Here is a 16,895-nt window from a genome sequence, read left to right on the forward strand (position 1 = left end):
TGTTTAAAACAGGTTCAACTTATTTTTCTGTGCTTCTTCCAGCGAAACAGTTTCACGCTTCATCAGCCCACTCTTTTCACGAAGTGCTTGATATTCAGCCTCCAATTCATTCACCAGTTCGGCTTTTGCCTGCGGGTTGAGCAATTTGGAAGCAACGCCTGCATTTTGGGAAGCATCTTTCAGGTGTACTACCGGAGCATGATAGACAGGGGCAATCTTTAATGCTGTATGCATCTTCGATGTAGTGGCACCACCAATCAGAAGAGGAATATCCAACCCCGCTTTTTCGAGTTCAGCAGCTACGTGAGCCATTTCTTCCAGAGATGGAGTAATCAGTCCACTCAACCCGATCATATCGACCTTTTCTTCGATAGCCCGCTGGACAATGGTTTCTGCGGGAACCATTACTCCTAAATCCACAATATCATAACCATTGCAGGCCATCACTACAGCTACAATGTTTTTTCCGATATCGTGCACATCTCCTTTCACCGTTGCCAGTAACACTTTACCTGCCGAAGCACTTCCTGCTACTTTTTCCGATTCAATAATCGGCTGCAAGATAGCTACAGCTTTCTTCATGGTACGGGCAGTCTTTACAACTTGGGGAAGAAACATTTTGCCGGCACCAAACAGTTCACCAACATGGTTCATTCCATCCATCAGCGGTCCTTCAATTACATCGACTGCTTTATCGTAAAGAGGCAAAGCTTCTGCCAAGTCCTGTTCCAGAAAATCTCCGATTCCTTTCATCAAGGCATACTTCAAACGTTCCTGAACAGTTCCTTCTCTCCATGCGTCTTGCTTGACAGCCGGCTGTCCGGCAGTTTCGCTCATGTTTGCTTTCAAAGATTCTGCTAGTTCTATCAAACGTTCAGCTGCATCCGGACGACGGTTTAAGACAACATCTTCTATCTTTTCCAAGACATCAGCCGGAATATCAGTGTACAATACGGAAGTTCCCGGATTCACAATCCCCATGTCCATTCCTTGCTGGATGGCATGATAAAGGAACACTGCATGCATGGCCTCACGAATATAATTGTTACCACGGAAAGAGAAAGAAAGGTTGCTGACTCCTCCGCTGATATGTGCACCGGGGAGATTTTTCTTTATCCAAGCGGTAGCTTCAATAAAATCTACAGCATAGTTATTATGTTCTTCAATCCCCGTAGCTACGGCAAGCACATTGGGGTCAAAAATAATATCGTGAGGATTAAAACCGATTTTATCAACCAAAAGACGGTAAGCCCGTTGGCATACTTCGATTTTACGGGCGGCTGTATCTGCCTGTCCTTTCTCGTCGAACGCCATAACTACAGCAGCGGCTCCATATTGCCGGATGATTCGGGCATGTTCAAGGAAAACTTCCTCTCCCTCTTTCAAAGAAATAGAGTTGACGATTGACTTACCCTGAAGACACTTCAGTCCGGCTTCAATAACTTCCCATTTGGAAGAATCGATCATAATCGGAACACGGGCTATTTCGGGTTCGGACATGATAAGATTCAGGAAAGTAGTCATCTCTGTCTTTGCCTCCAACAATCCATCGTCCATATTGACGTCAATCACTAAAGCACCGTCCTCCACTTGTTGGCGGGCGATAGAAAGGGCTTCATCATATTTCTTTTCATTGATGAGACGAAGGAACTTGCGCGAACCGGCTACGTTGCAACGTTCGCCGACATTCACAAAGTTTATTTCCGGCTTCACTTCCAGCAGTTCAAGTCCGGAGAGCCACATACAATCCGGCGCAGAGGCAGGAACGTGTGGTTCAGCTCCTTCTATAAGGGCGGGATATTCAGCAATATAAGCATCTGTCGTACCACAACAGCCACCAATAATATTGACTAACCCTTCTTCAATATATTCTCTCACTTCGTGAGCCATATCCGCAGGTGTCTGGTCATACTTACCCAGACTATTCGGTAATCCGGCATTCGGATAGGCACTAATATAATAAGGTGCACGGGATGCCAGCTGTTCCAGGAATGGTTTTAGCTGCCGGGCACCGAATGAACAGTTCAAACCGACAGAAAAGATATTGGCATGTTGCACGGAAGCCAGAAATGCATCCAATGTTTGTCCGGACAATGTTCGTCCGCCAATATCAGACACTGTTACAGATAACATGATCGGCACTTCCACACCTGTCACTTTCATGGCTTGTTCGGCAGCAAAAATTGCAGCTTTGGCATTTAGGGTATCAAAGATTGTCTCTATCAGAATGGCGTCTACCCCACCTTCGAGCATTGCTTCCATTTGTTGCTGATAGGATGCAGCCAGTTCGTCGTAACTCAAAGCACGATAAGCCGGGTTGTTTACGTCCGGGCTCATTGAGCAGGTTTTGTTGGTAGGTCCTACGGAACCGGCCACAAAACGTGGTTTATCGGGATTCTTGGCTGTATACTCGTCAGCAAGGTCACGTGCTAGTTTTACGGCTGCAAGATTCATCTCGCGCACGTATTCTTCTACGTGATAATCAGCCATAGAAACTGTGGTCGAACTAAATGTATTGGTCTCGATGATATCCGCACCCGCTTCCAGGTATTTACGATGAATATCCTGAATCACGTCGGGACGTGTCAGACACAATAAGTCATTATTCCCTTTCAGCTGTCCGGAAATATGCGCAAAGCGTTCACCACGAAAATCTTCTTCCTTGAGATTATATTGTTGAATCATTGTACCCATTGCCCCATCCAGAATAAGGATGCGCTCGGATACGATCTGAGAAATTGTCTTTTTCATTACCCTATCACATTAATACCTAATTACCACTCTGCCAACATCTGCCAGACTTCTCGTAGTCCGGCGTTTTATCTTATAGCGCTTTTTACTTACCGCTTAAACATTCTTGCCATATCTCTACGGTCGTCTTTCTCCTTAATAGATTCCCGTTTATCATACTCTTTCTTACCTTTCGCCAAAGCTATGACCAGTTTCGCCAAACCTTTCTCATTGATAAACAAGCGTACAGGGACAATCGTAAAACCGGGATTTTTCATCTCCCGCTGAAGTTTTTCCAATTCTTTTTTACTAAGCAACAACTTCCTCTCTCTACGTGCCGTATGATTATTGTACGATCCATAGAAATATTCGGCGATGTGCATATTCTTCACCCACAATTCGCCTTTCGTAAAATAGCAAAACGTATCTACCAGACTGGCTTTTCCCAAACGAATGGATTTTATTTCCGTACCGGTCAACACAATACCTGCTGTGTAGGTATCTATCAGCTCGTAATCAAACGTAGCCCGTTTATTCTTTATATTTACAGAAGGTTGTTTCATCTTCACTCATTAATTAAGTATGGCCGTCAGTCTATTAAATACAATCTGTATCACCGCCGGACATAGTATTAACAATACAGACGACAAAAGGGTGTATTTTAATCGTTGTTTTTCTTCTACTCCCATCAATACAGGAACTCCCTCCCATACCACATAGACGATGTAGAACTGCAGCAACCAAGCAATAATTCTAAAATCAGGTAATAGTCCGGTTACTATCTGAAGCAGGAAAGGCACAACTAATGCATATCCTGCAAACTGTTGTGTCAATGGCATATTGCTATGCATACCAAACATTCTTGTTCCCATTTCATTCATGGCATAAGCCGCCAGAAAATAGCCACCGAACAGGGCTACAGCTACAGCACAACAGTTAGTCATAGCTATCTGGAAACTTTGCGGGCCACCCCATCCATTCGTCAATAGTGAACCGACGAACACGGACAGACCGCATAAACCAATCATAGGATAGACAAAAGTCATATATACTTTTCGCCTATCCTCTTCCATAGAAATTTCCTCCCAGGCCTTGGCCGGAGAGGAAATCAATTTCATTGCGATGTTAAATAGTTCTTTGTAGTTCAATGTTATTCTGTAAATGCGTAATCATATTCAACCGAAGTTTCTCCATTCCCTTCTTTCAATTCATCCTTTGAATTATTGGTTTGAGCAGTCAGTTCCAAATATTTCGGTAATTTACCTGTTTTTTCTTTAAATGCAGCAAGAGCAGCCCTTATTGAATAAGCTCTATAAGCATATGTAAAATTTGAACGAGTTACCGTCTCACCTGCATCCTCAACAACATGGCTGATATACAGTTTTAACTTAGTGTCAGAAGCTGTCATTGCTGTAGGATCATAGGAAAGAACAAATGAATGTTTCTTTACTTCTGAATCTTCAACACTAGAATTTGTAACTTTCACCCAATATGGCATTGTCAAAACAATCGTATTTTTATCATAGTAAACCAAACTTGACTGTTGTTTATCCAATGAATAAAGAGGATTAGTAGGGTCTGCTTTTATTGTAGTCAAACTTTCATTACTTTTAGGGTCAATACAAAGTGGAGTAGATAACAGAGTGACTGATATGCTGTTACTATTTGCTGTCACCTGTGATTGGTCATATTGGCATGAAATTATATACATAGTCCCATCCAAGAAGCCCAATTCTGTAGTTGGAACCAACTTCGTAGTTGCATCTCCCATTAAAAACGATCCATAATTATACTTAACAGGAACAGTCATCGTAACATTGTGGTTATCGTCTCCATTCATACATGAAGTAACCGACATCCCCATAACCACAGCCATCAAAGCCACCAAGAAAAATTTCATCTGTTTCATAAACATATTTTTTAGATTTTGCAAAGATATAAATTCTAATTCATAATTAATAAATGCAAGGACTTAAAAAATACTGCATCCATTACTTTATTATTTTTGCAAAAAGCTCTAAGTGATCATCCACATAACTCGCAATCAATGCTGTAACTTGTTCTTCCATTTCCAAATAAGTCTCTTCAAGTTCATCGAAAGCTTCATATTGCTCATACATAGCCATAAATTCATCATCTGTCCGTTCCTTCTCCAAGTCTTTCCGGTTGGCATCAAAGATTTTCTTAGCCTTATAGACTAATTTAGAGAATTCTTCTGCCCCCCATAAACGCATCACTTTCGCAAACGGATTATCAAAGATATATCCACCATAGCCGTTCTGAATTAATTGGCAAAAACCGCCAACCATTATTTCATCACGAAAAATCTGATATGCCAGCAAAGAATGTTGCTCGCCAGTGAGCAAAGGCATCGTATCAGCAGTCAATTCACCACCAATCACTTCCTTATATTTATCAGTAAACACTTGGATGAATTCATCCATTCCTTCACCCGCTGCCTTTTGCAATGCAGATTCTACAACTTCGATCATAATCTTTCTTATAAATTATGTGGCAAAGCTACGAATTTTATTCTACATCTGGTGATAATCCTTGCACAATCTTACCTATCTTAACTTCATTATCCACTCTTCACGTCTTTCACAAGACGCATATCAACTCATTTACAGGTGCTTCCGGTGAACTAATCAAATAAAATACGGTATTCACACCATTCACACCTTCACAATATATGCATTTCACAGTCTCATTATATAGCGAAAATGGCTATATAACATCGGCCGACTATAGTCGACCATATAGTCAATTCCAGTCATCCGATCAGACAACAGGAGTTGTCCAGCTAGCCAACAATAGACGGCCGACAGGGATATTGCTAGTTTATTTATGAATATATGCCCCTATTCAGGCAGCTTATCATGCATGTAAATGCATCCCCAGATACACACCTATTAAATAAGGTATGAGCCAAATGCACCAAACCACAATACTGAAACGATTAAAATGCTTTTTAGCTTTAGGTGATCCCTTTACATAAGTCCATATTGCCCACGAAGCATGCACAAACATTAGAAGAATAGCAATAGTTCCCGTCACCGTATGAATTTCGTCATGTAGATGAGTCAGTTCGGCGATGTGCTCCATCAGGCTTGTGCCAACCGTATCGGCAAGCAAACCGAGAAGGAAGAAAATGATATGCCAAAACTTCAATTTCTTTTGAATACGTTCGCCCCAAACACCTATCGTATAAAAAATAAGCGCAGATGAAATAACGCAAATTGCCCCTATTAAATAATGTATATCTACTTGATTCAGTTCCATAAATTTTCGTTTTCTAATAACAACAAAGCAAAGAATAGATAGTTCTCCCTGCTTCAATCTTTCACAAATGCAATCCCGACTTTACAAACGAAGAAAAAACGGAAACAGATTTGTCTCTTTTCACAAAAAAGTAATAAAAGGCGATTTGCAGAAACAAATAAATCGACTACCTTTGTGGGCGATTTAGAGAATCGTGACTACGTATTTTTAATTATATCACTTAAAAAAAGAGCTAATTATGACTTATTCACACGAAGTGGAACACATGTGTGTTGTAAAGAAGGGTCCTAACCATGGACCGGCTCCCATACCCGAAGAAGGCAAATGGGTAAAATCTAAAGAAATCGTTGATATTTCTGGTTTGACACACGGTATCGGTTGGTGCGCTCCTCAACAAGGTGCTTGTAAACTGACACTGAACGTTAAAGAAGGTATCATCCAGGAAGCCTTGATCGAGACAATCGGTTGCTCTGGTATGACTCACTCAGCTGCTATGGCTTCTGAAATCCTTCCGGGTAAAACAGTTCTTGAAGCATTAAACACTGACCTTGTTTGCGACGCTATCAATACTGCAATGCGCGAACTTTTCTTGCAAATCGTATACGGACGTACTCAATCAGCTTTCTCTGAAGGTGGTTTGATTATCGGTGCAGGTTTGGAAGACTTGGGTAAAGGTCTGCGTAGCCAGGTAGGTACTCTTTATGGTACTTTGGCTAAAGGTCCTCGTTACCTTGAAATGGCAGAAGGTTATATCAAACAAATCTTCTTGGACAAGAACGACGAAATCTGCGGATACGAATTCGTACACATGGGTAAGTTCATGGACGAAATCAAGAAAGGTACTGATGCTAACGAAGCTTTGAAGAAAGTTACAGGTACTTATGGACGCGTAACAGCAGAACAGGGAGCAGTTAAATCTATTGATCCACGTCACGAATAATATAAGGAGGAAAGAAACTATGATTAGAGAAGTAAAATTCGAAAGCCAAGACCGTCGTATCAAAGGTATCATTGAAGCCTTGAACGCTAACGGCATCAAAGACATCGAAGAAGCTAACGCTATCTGCGAAGCTGCCGGACTTGATCCTTATAAAACGTGTGAAGAAACTCAGCCTATCTGCTTTGAAAATGCAAAATGGGCTTATGTAGTAGGTACTGCTATCGCTCTTAAGAAGAACTGCACAAACGCTGCTGAAGCTGCTGAAGCTATCGGTATCGGTTTGCAAGCATTCTGTATCCCGGGTTCTGTAGCTGACGACCGTAAGGTTGGTATCGGTCATGGTAACCTGGCTGCTATGTTGCTGCGCGAAGAAACTAAATGTTTCGCTTTCCTGGCAGGTCACGAATCTTTCGCTGCTGCTGAAGGTGCTATCAAAATCGCTGCAAAAGCAGACAAAGTACGTAAAGAGCCGTTGCGTTGCATCCTGAACGGTCTTGGAAAAGACGCTGCTCAGATCATCTCTCGTATCAACGGCTTTACTTATGTTCAGACTCAATTCGATTACTTCACAGGTGAACTGAAAGTTGTTCGCGAAATCGCTTATTCTGACGGTCCTCGTGCAAAAGTAAAATGTTATGGTGCTGACGACGTTCGTGAAGGTGTAGCTATCATGTGGAAAGAAGGTGTAGACGTATCTATCACAGGTAACTCTACTAACCCGACCCGTTTCCAACACCCAGTTGCAGGAACTTACAAGAAAGAACGTGTTCTTGCTGGCAAACCTTATTTCTCTGTTGCTTCTGGTGGTGGTACAGGTCGTACTCTTCACCCGGATAACATGGCTGCCGGTCCTGCTTCTTATGGTATGACTGACACGATGGGACGTATGCACTCTGACGCTCAGTTCGCTGGTTCTTCATCAGTTCCTGCTCACGTAGAAATGATGGGATTCCTGGGAATTGGTAACAACCCGATGGTAGGTTGTACAGTAGCTTGTGCGGTTGATGTAGCTCAGGCTTTAAGCAAGTAATTCAGATTACTTTATATAGATAAACTCCTGTAGTCCTTGCGATTGCAGGAGTTTTTTTGTAGTAACTTGTAATAGATGGCAGTTACAAACACTTCATTCCAGACATTATTTAAGGCTACAGAAGATGAAATAGCTGAATATATGGAAGCACTTGGTTTTGAAATGGACTATATAGATGAATTCCATAATGAACAATACAAAATCTTTGACGCTGTCCCTAACAATGTATTATATGGTATTGATGGTGACTTATATTTCATTGATACGCAAATAAGATTAAGAACATTTAAGAAATCAGCACTATACTCATTATAAGAATTAAGATCAAAGGTAGCCTTTCCGTTATTTACAACCACATTCCCTTTTGAATAGGTATACATCTCCATTCATCAACAGATATAACTTAATATAAACCTGCAAGAGCAAATAATGTAGCTAATTCAAGAACTTTTGTACGACTTCGCCTGTTTACATAACAGATACTAAAACATTATACAACAATGCTACTCACATTCTTAAATACACTTGCCACTATTATCAGTGTTATTAGTCTGCTAATTGTCACTTACGGAGTATTAGTCTGCTTCATTGCCTTTTTACGCAATGAGATAAAACGATTCAACGGAACATATACGGTTAACAATATACGACAGTTGAGGGCGGATTTTGGTACTTACCTTTTGCTTGGATTGGAGTTTCTAATTGCTTCCGACATACTAAAAACAGTGGTTGATCCGACGTTGGACGAATTGGCAATCCTAGGTGGAGTAGTCATAGTGAGAACTGTGCTTTCTGTATTTTTGAATAAAGAGATCAAAGAATTGGCCGAAAATGATTCAGCGAAAGAAATATAGCATATTACCGCACAACTAAGTTTCTTCAAAGCCACGTCCTTTTTTATTGCCTGATATTTCTATTTTACCTACCTTTGTACGGGAAACATTTACACACTGACTGGCAAGGAATAGAAACACGTCAAAAAAAATGGGAATTACACATCTATCTATTGAGCTTACACTTGATCTGATTGCGTTAATTATAGGAATCATCCTTATCATACGCGCCAAAGATAATTATCCGAAATTATATTGGGGAATTATAGCTACCGGCATCGGTATTATGTTTTCATGGGAAAATATCGGATGGCTGACAATTGTCACAGACACTCCGGAATACAACTTCACAGAATTGCTCAACATTGAGAAAATGCTCAAATGGTATGCTTTAGCAAATATTGTAGCCCTGTTCCCTATCGCTTCTTTATCGCCGGGCTATCTGAACCATTTCAGAATATTTACTTTTCTATTATTACCCATTATTACGATAACCGTAGGAATCAGCTATTTAAGCTTCAATGGGAATATCACTCCCATCCACTCCATGGATGAAATTATTCCGAATATCCATCTAATAGATGTCAAGCTTAGGGTTTGCATATTCCTGTTATCCGTTTTTACCCCGCTCGTTCTTCTTATTTATCCTATGATGAATAACAAGACCTACCGCAGGATAAATAATAACATGTATCTATTCATCGGTTTTCTATTCGTATTTTTAGGGATATACATCTTGTTCACTCTAAATATCAATGAATTTGTTTTCAACCTGTTCGGTATTATGGCAATCGTTTTTACGGTCTTATTCTCCATACAATATTTACGTTACGAGAACCCGTTTTCGAACCATATAAACATGATTCATAACGCAAAGAATACGGAAAGCCCCATAATGCCACAAGCCGGAAAATCATCTCCTCCTCTCCCGCTCTTCTTAACGATTGAAACCTATCTTCAGGAACAGCATCCCTATACCGATCAACGGTATAATATAGAACTTTTAGCCAAAGCTCTGAATAAACAAGAACACGATATTTCAGCAGCAATCAAAAGTCGGGGTTTTACAGGTTTCCGGGAATACATTAATTATCTTCGACTGGAATATTTCAGACAGCTAGCCGCCGAAAATCCAAAGAGTAATGTAAAAGAACTGATGTTTGCATGCGGTTTCACCTCCCGGGCAACTTTCTATCGTAACTTTTCAGAAAAGTATGGTGTATCACCCAGCAAATTCATTGATAGTCAAAGAGTAAAGCAATAAATTCCTTTTTTTAAAAGCATAATTCTTACTAGTAAAAGTGTCTCATTTCAGGAATGAGACACTTTTTATTTTTGTAGCTAAAAGCAATCCATTACTTTTGATGCAAAATAAAACTACGACGTTCACATCATCAACAGATTAATCAGATACCAAGATAAATAGAATGAATATGAATACTGATAATTGCAATCACACCAACACAGAGAAAAATCAAGAAGAAAAGATCTTTTTATATACTACTATAACTGGAAACTTGCAACTAATCCATTTAGAACAGATTGGCTATTTCCGGTATAACTCCAAGAGTAAACTATGGGAAGCTGTATTAAATAACAATCATATCCTGGCACTCAGAAGAAATACAAACTCACAAAAGATATTGAGTCTGCATCCCTATCTTATCCAGATTAGCCAGTCACACATTATCAATATAAGCTATCTGGTTTCGATTGAAGACAACAATTGCATATTGCTTCCTCCATTTAATGAAATGGAACTTTTACAAGTAAGCAAGTCTTTCATGAAGAAGCTAAAAGAAAAATATCCATGTATCTGATTCCCTATAGCTCATCTTTATGCTCTATGCAACACCCAGCAGTTCCACTTCGAAGATCAATGTCGAGTAGGCAGGAATAGAATCAAAAGATTTGATACCGTATCCCATTGCATAAGGAATATAAATAATCCATTTATCGCCAACATGCATTTTCTGAAGTGCCACCTGCCATCCTTCTATTACATCACTAAGACGTAGGGCATCGGGACAAGTACGCTCATAAGAATTATCAAACACCCGGCCATCAATCAGACTTCCTTTGTAATGCACGGTAACAATACTCCGTGCACCCGGAGAAATCGTACTTTCGCCAGTTTCCAAAACTTTGTAATAGATTCCACCCGGCAATGCGAAAACACCCTCCTGAAAAGACAGCTTTTTCAGAAATCGCCGATTGGCCTCTTTGTATTCTTTCTTTTTCCCCATAAATAAATTGATTAAGAACTTGCAAAAATAATCAGAATAACAAAGGATTTAGCATAAAAACTGTATATTTGTTTGTTGAACTATAAAAAAACTCCTCGCTATGGGACAAACAAAGACTACACGTAGCATCAGTGCTACCGGACTATTTTTGCTCATCATGATAACTGTGGGCCTATATTCATGCACACGCACTCAAAAAGACATCATTCCTTCTGCCGATTATGCACCGTATGTAAACGCGTATACGGGAGGAGTCATCTCGCAAAATTCGACCATACGTATAGAACTGACCCACGACCAACCCATGGTGGATATGAACAATGAGTTAAAAAGCAACCCATTCAGTTTCTCACCTTCATTAAAGGGAAAAGCATATTGGGTAAGCAACAATACCATTGAATTTGTGCCTGAAGAAGGAGCGCTGAAACCGGGAACACTTTACGAAGGAACTTTCCGGCTCGGAGACTTCATCGAAGTGGACAAAAAGCTGAAAGAGTTCAACTTCTCATTCCGTGTACAGGAACGTAACTTCACCCTGCAACTGGAATCATTACCGATTACAGCTACCCAACCGAATGAGATAAATATGAAAGGAGAGATACGTTTCAGCGACGTAGTGAAAAAGGAAGAGGTAGAAAAGATGCTGACTGCCAGTGACGGGAAAAAGAGTTATCCGGTGGAAGTCACCGCAACCGACAATCATACCCGGTATTTGTTTAGTATCAGACAAATCCCCAGAGAAGCTGATGATTACCCCTTGACTATCACAGCCAACGGCAACCCGGCCGGCATCAACCGTAAACAAAGCGAAGAAGTACTGATACCGGCAAAAGATTGTTTTCGTTTTATGTCTGCCGAACGCATCGACCAACCGGAAAACGGAATCGAGATTGTTTTCTCCGCTCCCCTATCCACTACTCAAGATTTAAAAGGACTGATTGAGATCCCGGAAATCTCCTCATCAATCTTCCAAATCAGCGAGAACAGAGTTTTTATCTATTTCGAAGCAAACACACAAAGTAAACTGACGTTGAATATCCATGAAGGAGTCAAAGACAGTCAAGGTAAAGCGTTGGGAACTTCTCATACGATCTCATTCAGTGAAGTAAGCCTGAAACCACAAGTGGAAATGTCTACTACCGCCGCTATCCTGCCCGATTCGAAAAGTCTGATTATTCCTTTCAGGGCTGTCAACCTGTATGCTGTGGATTTGAGCGTGATCCGCATTTTTGAGAACAATGTATTGATGTTTATGCAAACCAATTCACTGGCCTCGGCCAATGAGCTGCGCCGTTCGGGCAGACTGGTTTACAAGAAAACGTTATGGCTTGCCAAAGATGCTTCCAAAGACATTCATCATTGGGGAGATTACTCGATAGACCTTGCCGGATTAATCCATCAGGAACCGGGTGCCATCTATCGTGTAATACTTTCATTCCGTCAGGAATACTCCGCTTATCCTTGTGGAGGAGTCGAGAATCAGGATATGAAATTCGCCGACAGCAGCACCTCCGACGGACTGACTAAAGTAAGTGGAAGTGTCTTGTCCGAAGAAGATGAAGCAATCTGGAATACCCCCGAAGCCTACTATTATTACAATGGCGGAACAATGGACTGGAGTGTATACCGATGGACGGAACGCGACAATCCCTGTCATCCGTCTTATTACATGAATTCAGACCGGATAGCTGCCTGCAACGTTTTTGCTTCCAACCTGGGAATGATTGTAAAACGGAACTCACTGAATAAACTGTGGATTGCTGTCAGTAATATTTTGGATACAAAGCCGATAGGGAAAGCACAGGTAACAGCGTATAACTTCCAGTTACAACCCATAGGGAAAGGAGAAACCAATGGGGAAGGATTCGTTGAAATCACTCCGAACGGTGTGCCTTTCATAATTGTGGCTGAATCGGAAAAGCAAAAGGCATACGTCCGCGTTGTGGACGGTGAAGAACAATCCGTCAGCAGATTCGACGTGGGAGGAAAAGATATCCAAAAGGGACTGAAAGGATTCATATATGGCGAAAGAGGGGTATGGCGCCCGGGAGACACGCTGCATATTTCCTTTATATTGGAAGACCGCGAAAAGAGAATCCCCGACAAGCATCCCGTAGCATTGGAGATTTACAATCCGAGGGGACAGTTCTACACGAAAATGATTTCAACACAAGGAATGAACGGATTCTATACATTCGACGTTCCGACACAGGCAACAGACCCGACCGGGCTTTGGAATGCGTATATCAAGGTGGGAGGAACCACCTTCCACAAAGGTCTGCGTATCGAAACCATAAAACCCAACCGCCTGAAAATAAATCTGGCATTGCCGAAGGTTCTTCAAGCCACGGACAAGGATTTCTATGCCCCACTCACTTCAACTTGGCTGACAGGAGCAACTGCCTCCAAACTGAAAGCCAAAGTAGAAATGTCTTTATCGAAAGTGAATACACAGTTCAAGAATTACGGACAATATATCTTTAACAATCCGGCTACGGATTTCACGACTATCAAAACAGATATATTTGACGGCACACTGGATGCAGAAGGAAAAGCAAACGTCATGCTGAAAGTTCCGACCGCAACGGAAGCGCCGGGTATGCTGAACGCTACTTTCACCACCCGCGTGTTCGAACCGGGAGGAGATGCCAGCATCTACACTCAAACGATTCCATTCTCACCATTCACCTCTTATGTCGGTATCAATCTGAACCAGCCGAAAGGCAAATATATTGAAACTGACAAAGATCATGTATTCGATATTGTAACTGTAAACACGCAGGGACAGCTAGTGAACAGTTCTAATCTGGAATACAAAATATACCGCATCGGCTGGAGTTGGTGGTGGGAAAACAGTGGTGAATCTTTCGGAACGTATATCAACAATAGTTCCATCACTCCTGTTGCCAGCGGCAATTTACAGACAAAAGGCGGAAAAGCATCTTTCAAATTCCGTATCGATTATCCGTCATGGGGACGCTATCTGGTTTACGTGAAAGATAAAGAGAGTGGACATGCCACCGGAGGTACAGTTTATGTTGACTGGCCGGAATGGCGGGGACGTTCGAGCAAGACTGATCCCAGCGGTATCAAGATGCTTGCTTTCTCGCTGAACAAAGACTCTTATGAAATAGGAGAAACAGCCACAGCAATCATTCCTGCAGCAGCGGGAGGACGTGCACTGGTATCCATAGAAAACGGTTCTACCGTATTACGACAAGAATGGATAGAGGTTTCCAACGGAGGAGATACGAAATATACATTCAAGATTACACCGGAGATGACTCCGAATGTATATCTGCATATCAGTTTGTTACAGCCTCATGCGCAAACAGTCAATGACCTGCCCATCCGTATGTATGGCGTTGTTCCGGTATTCGTGACTAACAGTCAGACGGTGTTACAACCGCAGATACAGATGCCGGAAGTGTTACGCCCGGAAACCAACTTCAATGTGACCGTCAGCGAAAAGACCGGAAAACCGATGACTTATACATTAGCTATTGTAGACGACGGTTTGCTGGATCTTACCAATTTCAAGACCCCGGACCCATGGAATGATTTCTATTCACGCGAAGCACTCGGCATCCGGACATGGGATATGTATGATAATGTATTGGGAGCTTCCGCCGGAAGTTACAGTTCACTTTTCAGTACGGGTGGCGACGCGACATTGAAGCCTGCCGATGCAAAAGCAAACCGTTTCAAACCGGTAGTCAAGTTTGTAGGTCCTTTCTATCTGGGAAAAGGTAAGAGCCAGACGCATACGCTGAAACTTCCGATGTATGTGGGTTCGGTACGTGCCATGGTGGTTGCCGGACAAGAGGGAGCGTACGGCAATGCGGAAAAAACGGCTTTTGTACGGACTCCGTTAATGATGTTGTCCACCTTGCCCCGTGTGCTTAGCATTCAGGAAGAAATCACCGTTCCGGTCAATATCTTTGCGATGGAAAATCAAGTGAAGAATGTAACCGTATCACTTCAGGCATCCGGTGGAGGAGTACAGATTGTAGGGGCCAACCAACAGTCGCTCAAATTTAGCCAACCGGGTGACCAGCTCGTGTTCTTTACCTTAAAAACAGGTAGCAAAACAGGAAAGGCTACCATCCATCTGACAGCCAATGGTGGCGGACAACAAACGAAAGAAACCATTGAAATAGAAGTACGCAACCCGAATCCCGTAGTAACCCTGCGCAACAGTCAATGGGTAGAAGCCGGACAAAGCAAAGAACTTTCATACAATCTAAGCAGTTCTTCTGCAAATAACCAGATAAAGCTGGAAGTATCACGCATACCTTCGGTTGACATCAGCCGCCGGTTCGACTTCTTATACAACTATCAGCACCATTGTACGGAACAGTTGACTTCCAAGGCTTTGCCTCTTCTATTTATCGGTCAATTCAAAACAATAGATAAGATAGAAGCCGAAAAGATAAAGACAAATGTACAGGAAGCTATCCGGCAGATTTATGGTCGTCAACTTCCCAATGGCGGATTTGTATATTGGCCGGGAAATGCTGTTGCCGACGAATGGATCAGTTCTTATGCAGGAATGTTCCTGACACTGGCACAAGAAAAAGGATACGCCGTTCATTCGAACGTACTGAATAAGTGGAAGCGTTTTCAACGTGCTGCCGCACAAAACTGGCGGATGCCGCAGGATGCAAGCGGCTGGCAACAATGGCAGTCGGAATTGCAACAGGCTTTCCGTTTATATACGCTTGCATTGGCAGGAGCACCGGAATATGGGGCCATGAACCGGATGAAAGAACAGGCAGGATTATCCATTCAGGCTAAATGGAGACTGGCAGCAACCTATGCACTGACCGGAAAGATGAAACCGGCTGAAGAACTGGTGTATAATGCGGAAACAACAGTAAGCCCCTACTCTTCCATGAATCAGATTTACGGTTCCTCCGACCGTGATGAAGCTATGATTCTGGAAACACTGATCCTGATGAACCGGGAACGGGATGCTTTGCAGCAGGCAAAAGTCGTTTCAAAGAATCTGTCACAAGAGGAGTGGTTCAGTACCCAATCCACCGCTTTTGCTCTTATGGCAATGGGACGTCTGGCCGAAAAGCTGTCAGGCACACTGGATTTCGTATGGACATGGAACGACAAACAACAACCTGCCGTGAAATCAGCTAAGGCTGTGTTTGAGAAGGAAATAGCCACCACTCCCAAATCCGGTATGATCGCTGTGAAGAATCAAGGAAAAGGAGCGCTTAGCGTAGACCTTATCACACGCACACAGTTGTTGAACGATACATTACCGGCCATCAGCGACAATCTTCGCATGGATATAAGATATGCCAACCTGAACGGTACACCGATCTCTGTCAATGATATTATACAGGGAACTGACTTTATGGCTATCACCTCCATATCCAATATTAGCGGAACTTCCGACTACACCAATCTGGCACTGACGCATATCATACCGTCCGGTTGGGAAATATACAACGAAAGAATGGTTGCCCCCGAAACGGAAAGCGTAGCAGCCGACGGTTCCGGTAAGTCCGTCAGCAAATATAATTATCTGGATATACGCGATGACAGGGTATTGACTTATTTCAATTTGCGTCGTGGTGAAACAAAAGTATTCACTGTCAAACTGCAAGCGACTTATGCAGGTAACTTTATTCTTCCTGCCGTTCAATGTGAAGCAATGTATGATGTAAACGTACAGGCACGCAGCAAAGCGGGAAGAACAACTGTCAGTCGATAAATTTTAGGCACGGATTACACGGATTACGCGGTTTTGGTTAACGAGTAGAACCGTGAAATCCGTGTAATCCGTGCCTAATTATTTCTTCCCTAATCATGTTTCA

General features: G+C 42.1%; 13 protein-coding genes and 1 pseudogene. 7 read left to right on the forward strand and 7 right to left on the reverse strand.

Features of this window, described 5'->3' with window-relative positions; all coding sequences use genetic code 11:
* Nucleotides 1-3: 3 nt before the first annotated feature.
* The 6 genes from metH to AAHJ11_RS03100 all read right to left on the reverse strand — a co-directional run bounded on the left by metH (nt 4) and on the right by AAHJ11_RS03100 (nt 6,012).
* Nucleotides 4-2,751 carry a methionine synthase gene (gene metH / locus AAHJ11_RS03075; protein WP_195649030.1) on the reverse strand — a complete coding sequence of 916 codons (2,748 nt, stop codon included), beginning with the start codon at nt 2,749-2,751 and terminating at the stop codon, nt 4-6.
* Between the two features lie 89 nt (nt 2,752-2,840).
* A complete protein-coding gene (gene smpB / locus AAHJ11_RS03080; protein ID WP_117937536.1) occupies nt 2,841-3,293 on the reverse strand; it encodes an SsrA-binding protein in 453 nt (150 codons plus the stop codon).
* Between the two features lie 9 nt (nt 3,294-3,302).
* Complete coding sequence (locus AAHJ11_RS03085) at nt 3,303-3,848, reverse strand: Yip1 family protein (protein WP_148366102.1); 546 nt, start codon at nt 3,846-3,848, stop codon at nt 3,303-3,305.
* Nucleotides 3,849-3,880: 32 nt separating this feature from the next.
* The gene (locus AAHJ11_RS03090) at nt 3,881-4,639 is read right to left on the reverse strand and encodes a hypothetical protein (RefSeq protein WP_148366100.1); all 759 of its coding nucleotides are present in this window, start codon (nt 4,637-4,639) and stop codon (nt 3,881-3,883) included.
* 82 nt (nt 4,640-4,721) lie between these two features.
* Nucleotides 4,722-5,222 (reverse strand): DMP19 family protein, encoded by a 501-nt coding sequence (locus AAHJ11_RS03095; protein WP_122137680.1) that lies wholly within the window; start codon nt 5,220-5,222, stop codon nt 4,722-4,724.
* A gap of 385 nt (nt 5,223-5,607) precedes the next feature.
* Nucleotides 5,608-6,012 carry an HsmA family protein gene (locus tag AAHJ11_RS03100; protein WP_148366097.1) on the reverse strand — a complete coding sequence of 135 codons (405 nt, stop codon included), beginning with the start codon at nt 6,010-6,012 and terminating at the stop codon, nt 5,608-5,610.
* A 238-nt stretch (nt 6,013-6,250) separates the two neighbouring features.
* On the opposite strand from AAHJ11_RS03100, the gene AAHJ11_RS03105 reads away from it, so the two are divergent.
* The 6 genes and pseudogenes from AAHJ11_RS03105 to AAHJ11_RS03130 all read left to right on the forward strand — a co-directional run bounded on the left by AAHJ11_RS03105 (nt 6,251) and on the right by AAHJ11_RS03130 (nt 10,635).
* Complete coding sequence (locus AAHJ11_RS03105) at nt 6,251-6,952, forward strand: iron-sulfur cluster assembly scaffold protein (RefSeq protein WP_004296942.1); 702 nt, start codon at nt 6,251-6,253, stop codon at nt 6,950-6,952.
* 19 nt (nt 6,953-6,971) lie between these two features.
* On the forward strand, nt 6,972-7,982 hold the full coding sequence (locus tag AAHJ11_RS03110) for a GGGtGRT protein (RefSeq protein ID WP_005677721.1): 1,011 nt from the start codon (nt 6,972-6,974) through the stop codon (nt 7,980-7,982).
* 111 nt (nt 7,983-8,093) lie between these two features.
* Nucleotides 8,094-8,297, forward strand: a pseudogene (locus AAHJ11_RS03115) (hypothetical protein); the annotation flags it as partial.
* Between the two features lie 185 nt (nt 8,298-8,482).
* Nucleotides 8,483-8,836, forward strand: coding sequence for a DUF1622 domain-containing protein (locus AAHJ11_RS03120; RefSeq protein ID WP_099146399.1), 354 nt, complete (start codon nt 8,483-8,485; stop codon nt 8,834-8,836).
* 130 nt (nt 8,837-8,966) lie between these two features.
* Nucleotides 8,967-10,079, forward strand: a complete 1,113-nt coding sequence (locus AAHJ11_RS03125; RefSeq protein ID WP_148366095.1) for an AraC family transcriptional regulator — start codon at nt 8,967-8,969, stop codon at nt 10,077-10,079.
* A 169-nt stretch (nt 10,080-10,248) separates the two neighbouring features.
* On the forward strand, nt 10,249-10,635 hold the full coding sequence (locus AAHJ11_RS03130; protein WP_148366370.1) for a LytTR family transcriptional regulator DNA-binding domain-containing protein: 387 nt from the start codon (nt 10,249-10,251) through the stop codon (nt 10,633-10,635).
* Nucleotides 10,636-10,659: 24 nt separating this feature from the next.
* On the opposite strand, the gene AAHJ11_RS03135 is transcribed toward AAHJ11_RS03130, so the two are convergent.
* Nucleotides 10,660-11,061 carry an FKBP-type peptidyl-prolyl cis-trans isomerase gene (locus tag AAHJ11_RS03135; RefSeq protein WP_074556384.1) on the reverse strand — a complete coding sequence of 134 codons (402 nt, stop codon included), beginning with the start codon at nt 11,059-11,061 and terminating at the stop codon, nt 10,660-10,662.
* A gap of 100 nt (nt 11,062-11,161) precedes the next feature.
* Between AAHJ11_RS03135 and AAHJ11_RS03140 the strand changes: the two genes are divergently transcribed.
* The gene (locus AAHJ11_RS03140; protein WP_413579057.1) at nt 11,162-16,792 is read left to right on the forward strand and encodes an alpha-2-macroglobulin family protein; all 5,631 of its coding nucleotides are present in this window, start codon (nt 11,162-11,164) and stop codon (nt 16,790-16,792) included.
* Nucleotides 16,793-16,895 lie beyond the last annotated feature (103 nt).

The organism is Bacteroides sp. 90-K9/2 (assembly GCF_047310725.1).
GTDB lineage: Bacteria > Bacteroidota > Bacteroidia > Bacteroidales > Bacteroidaceae > Bacteroides > Bacteroides vicugnae.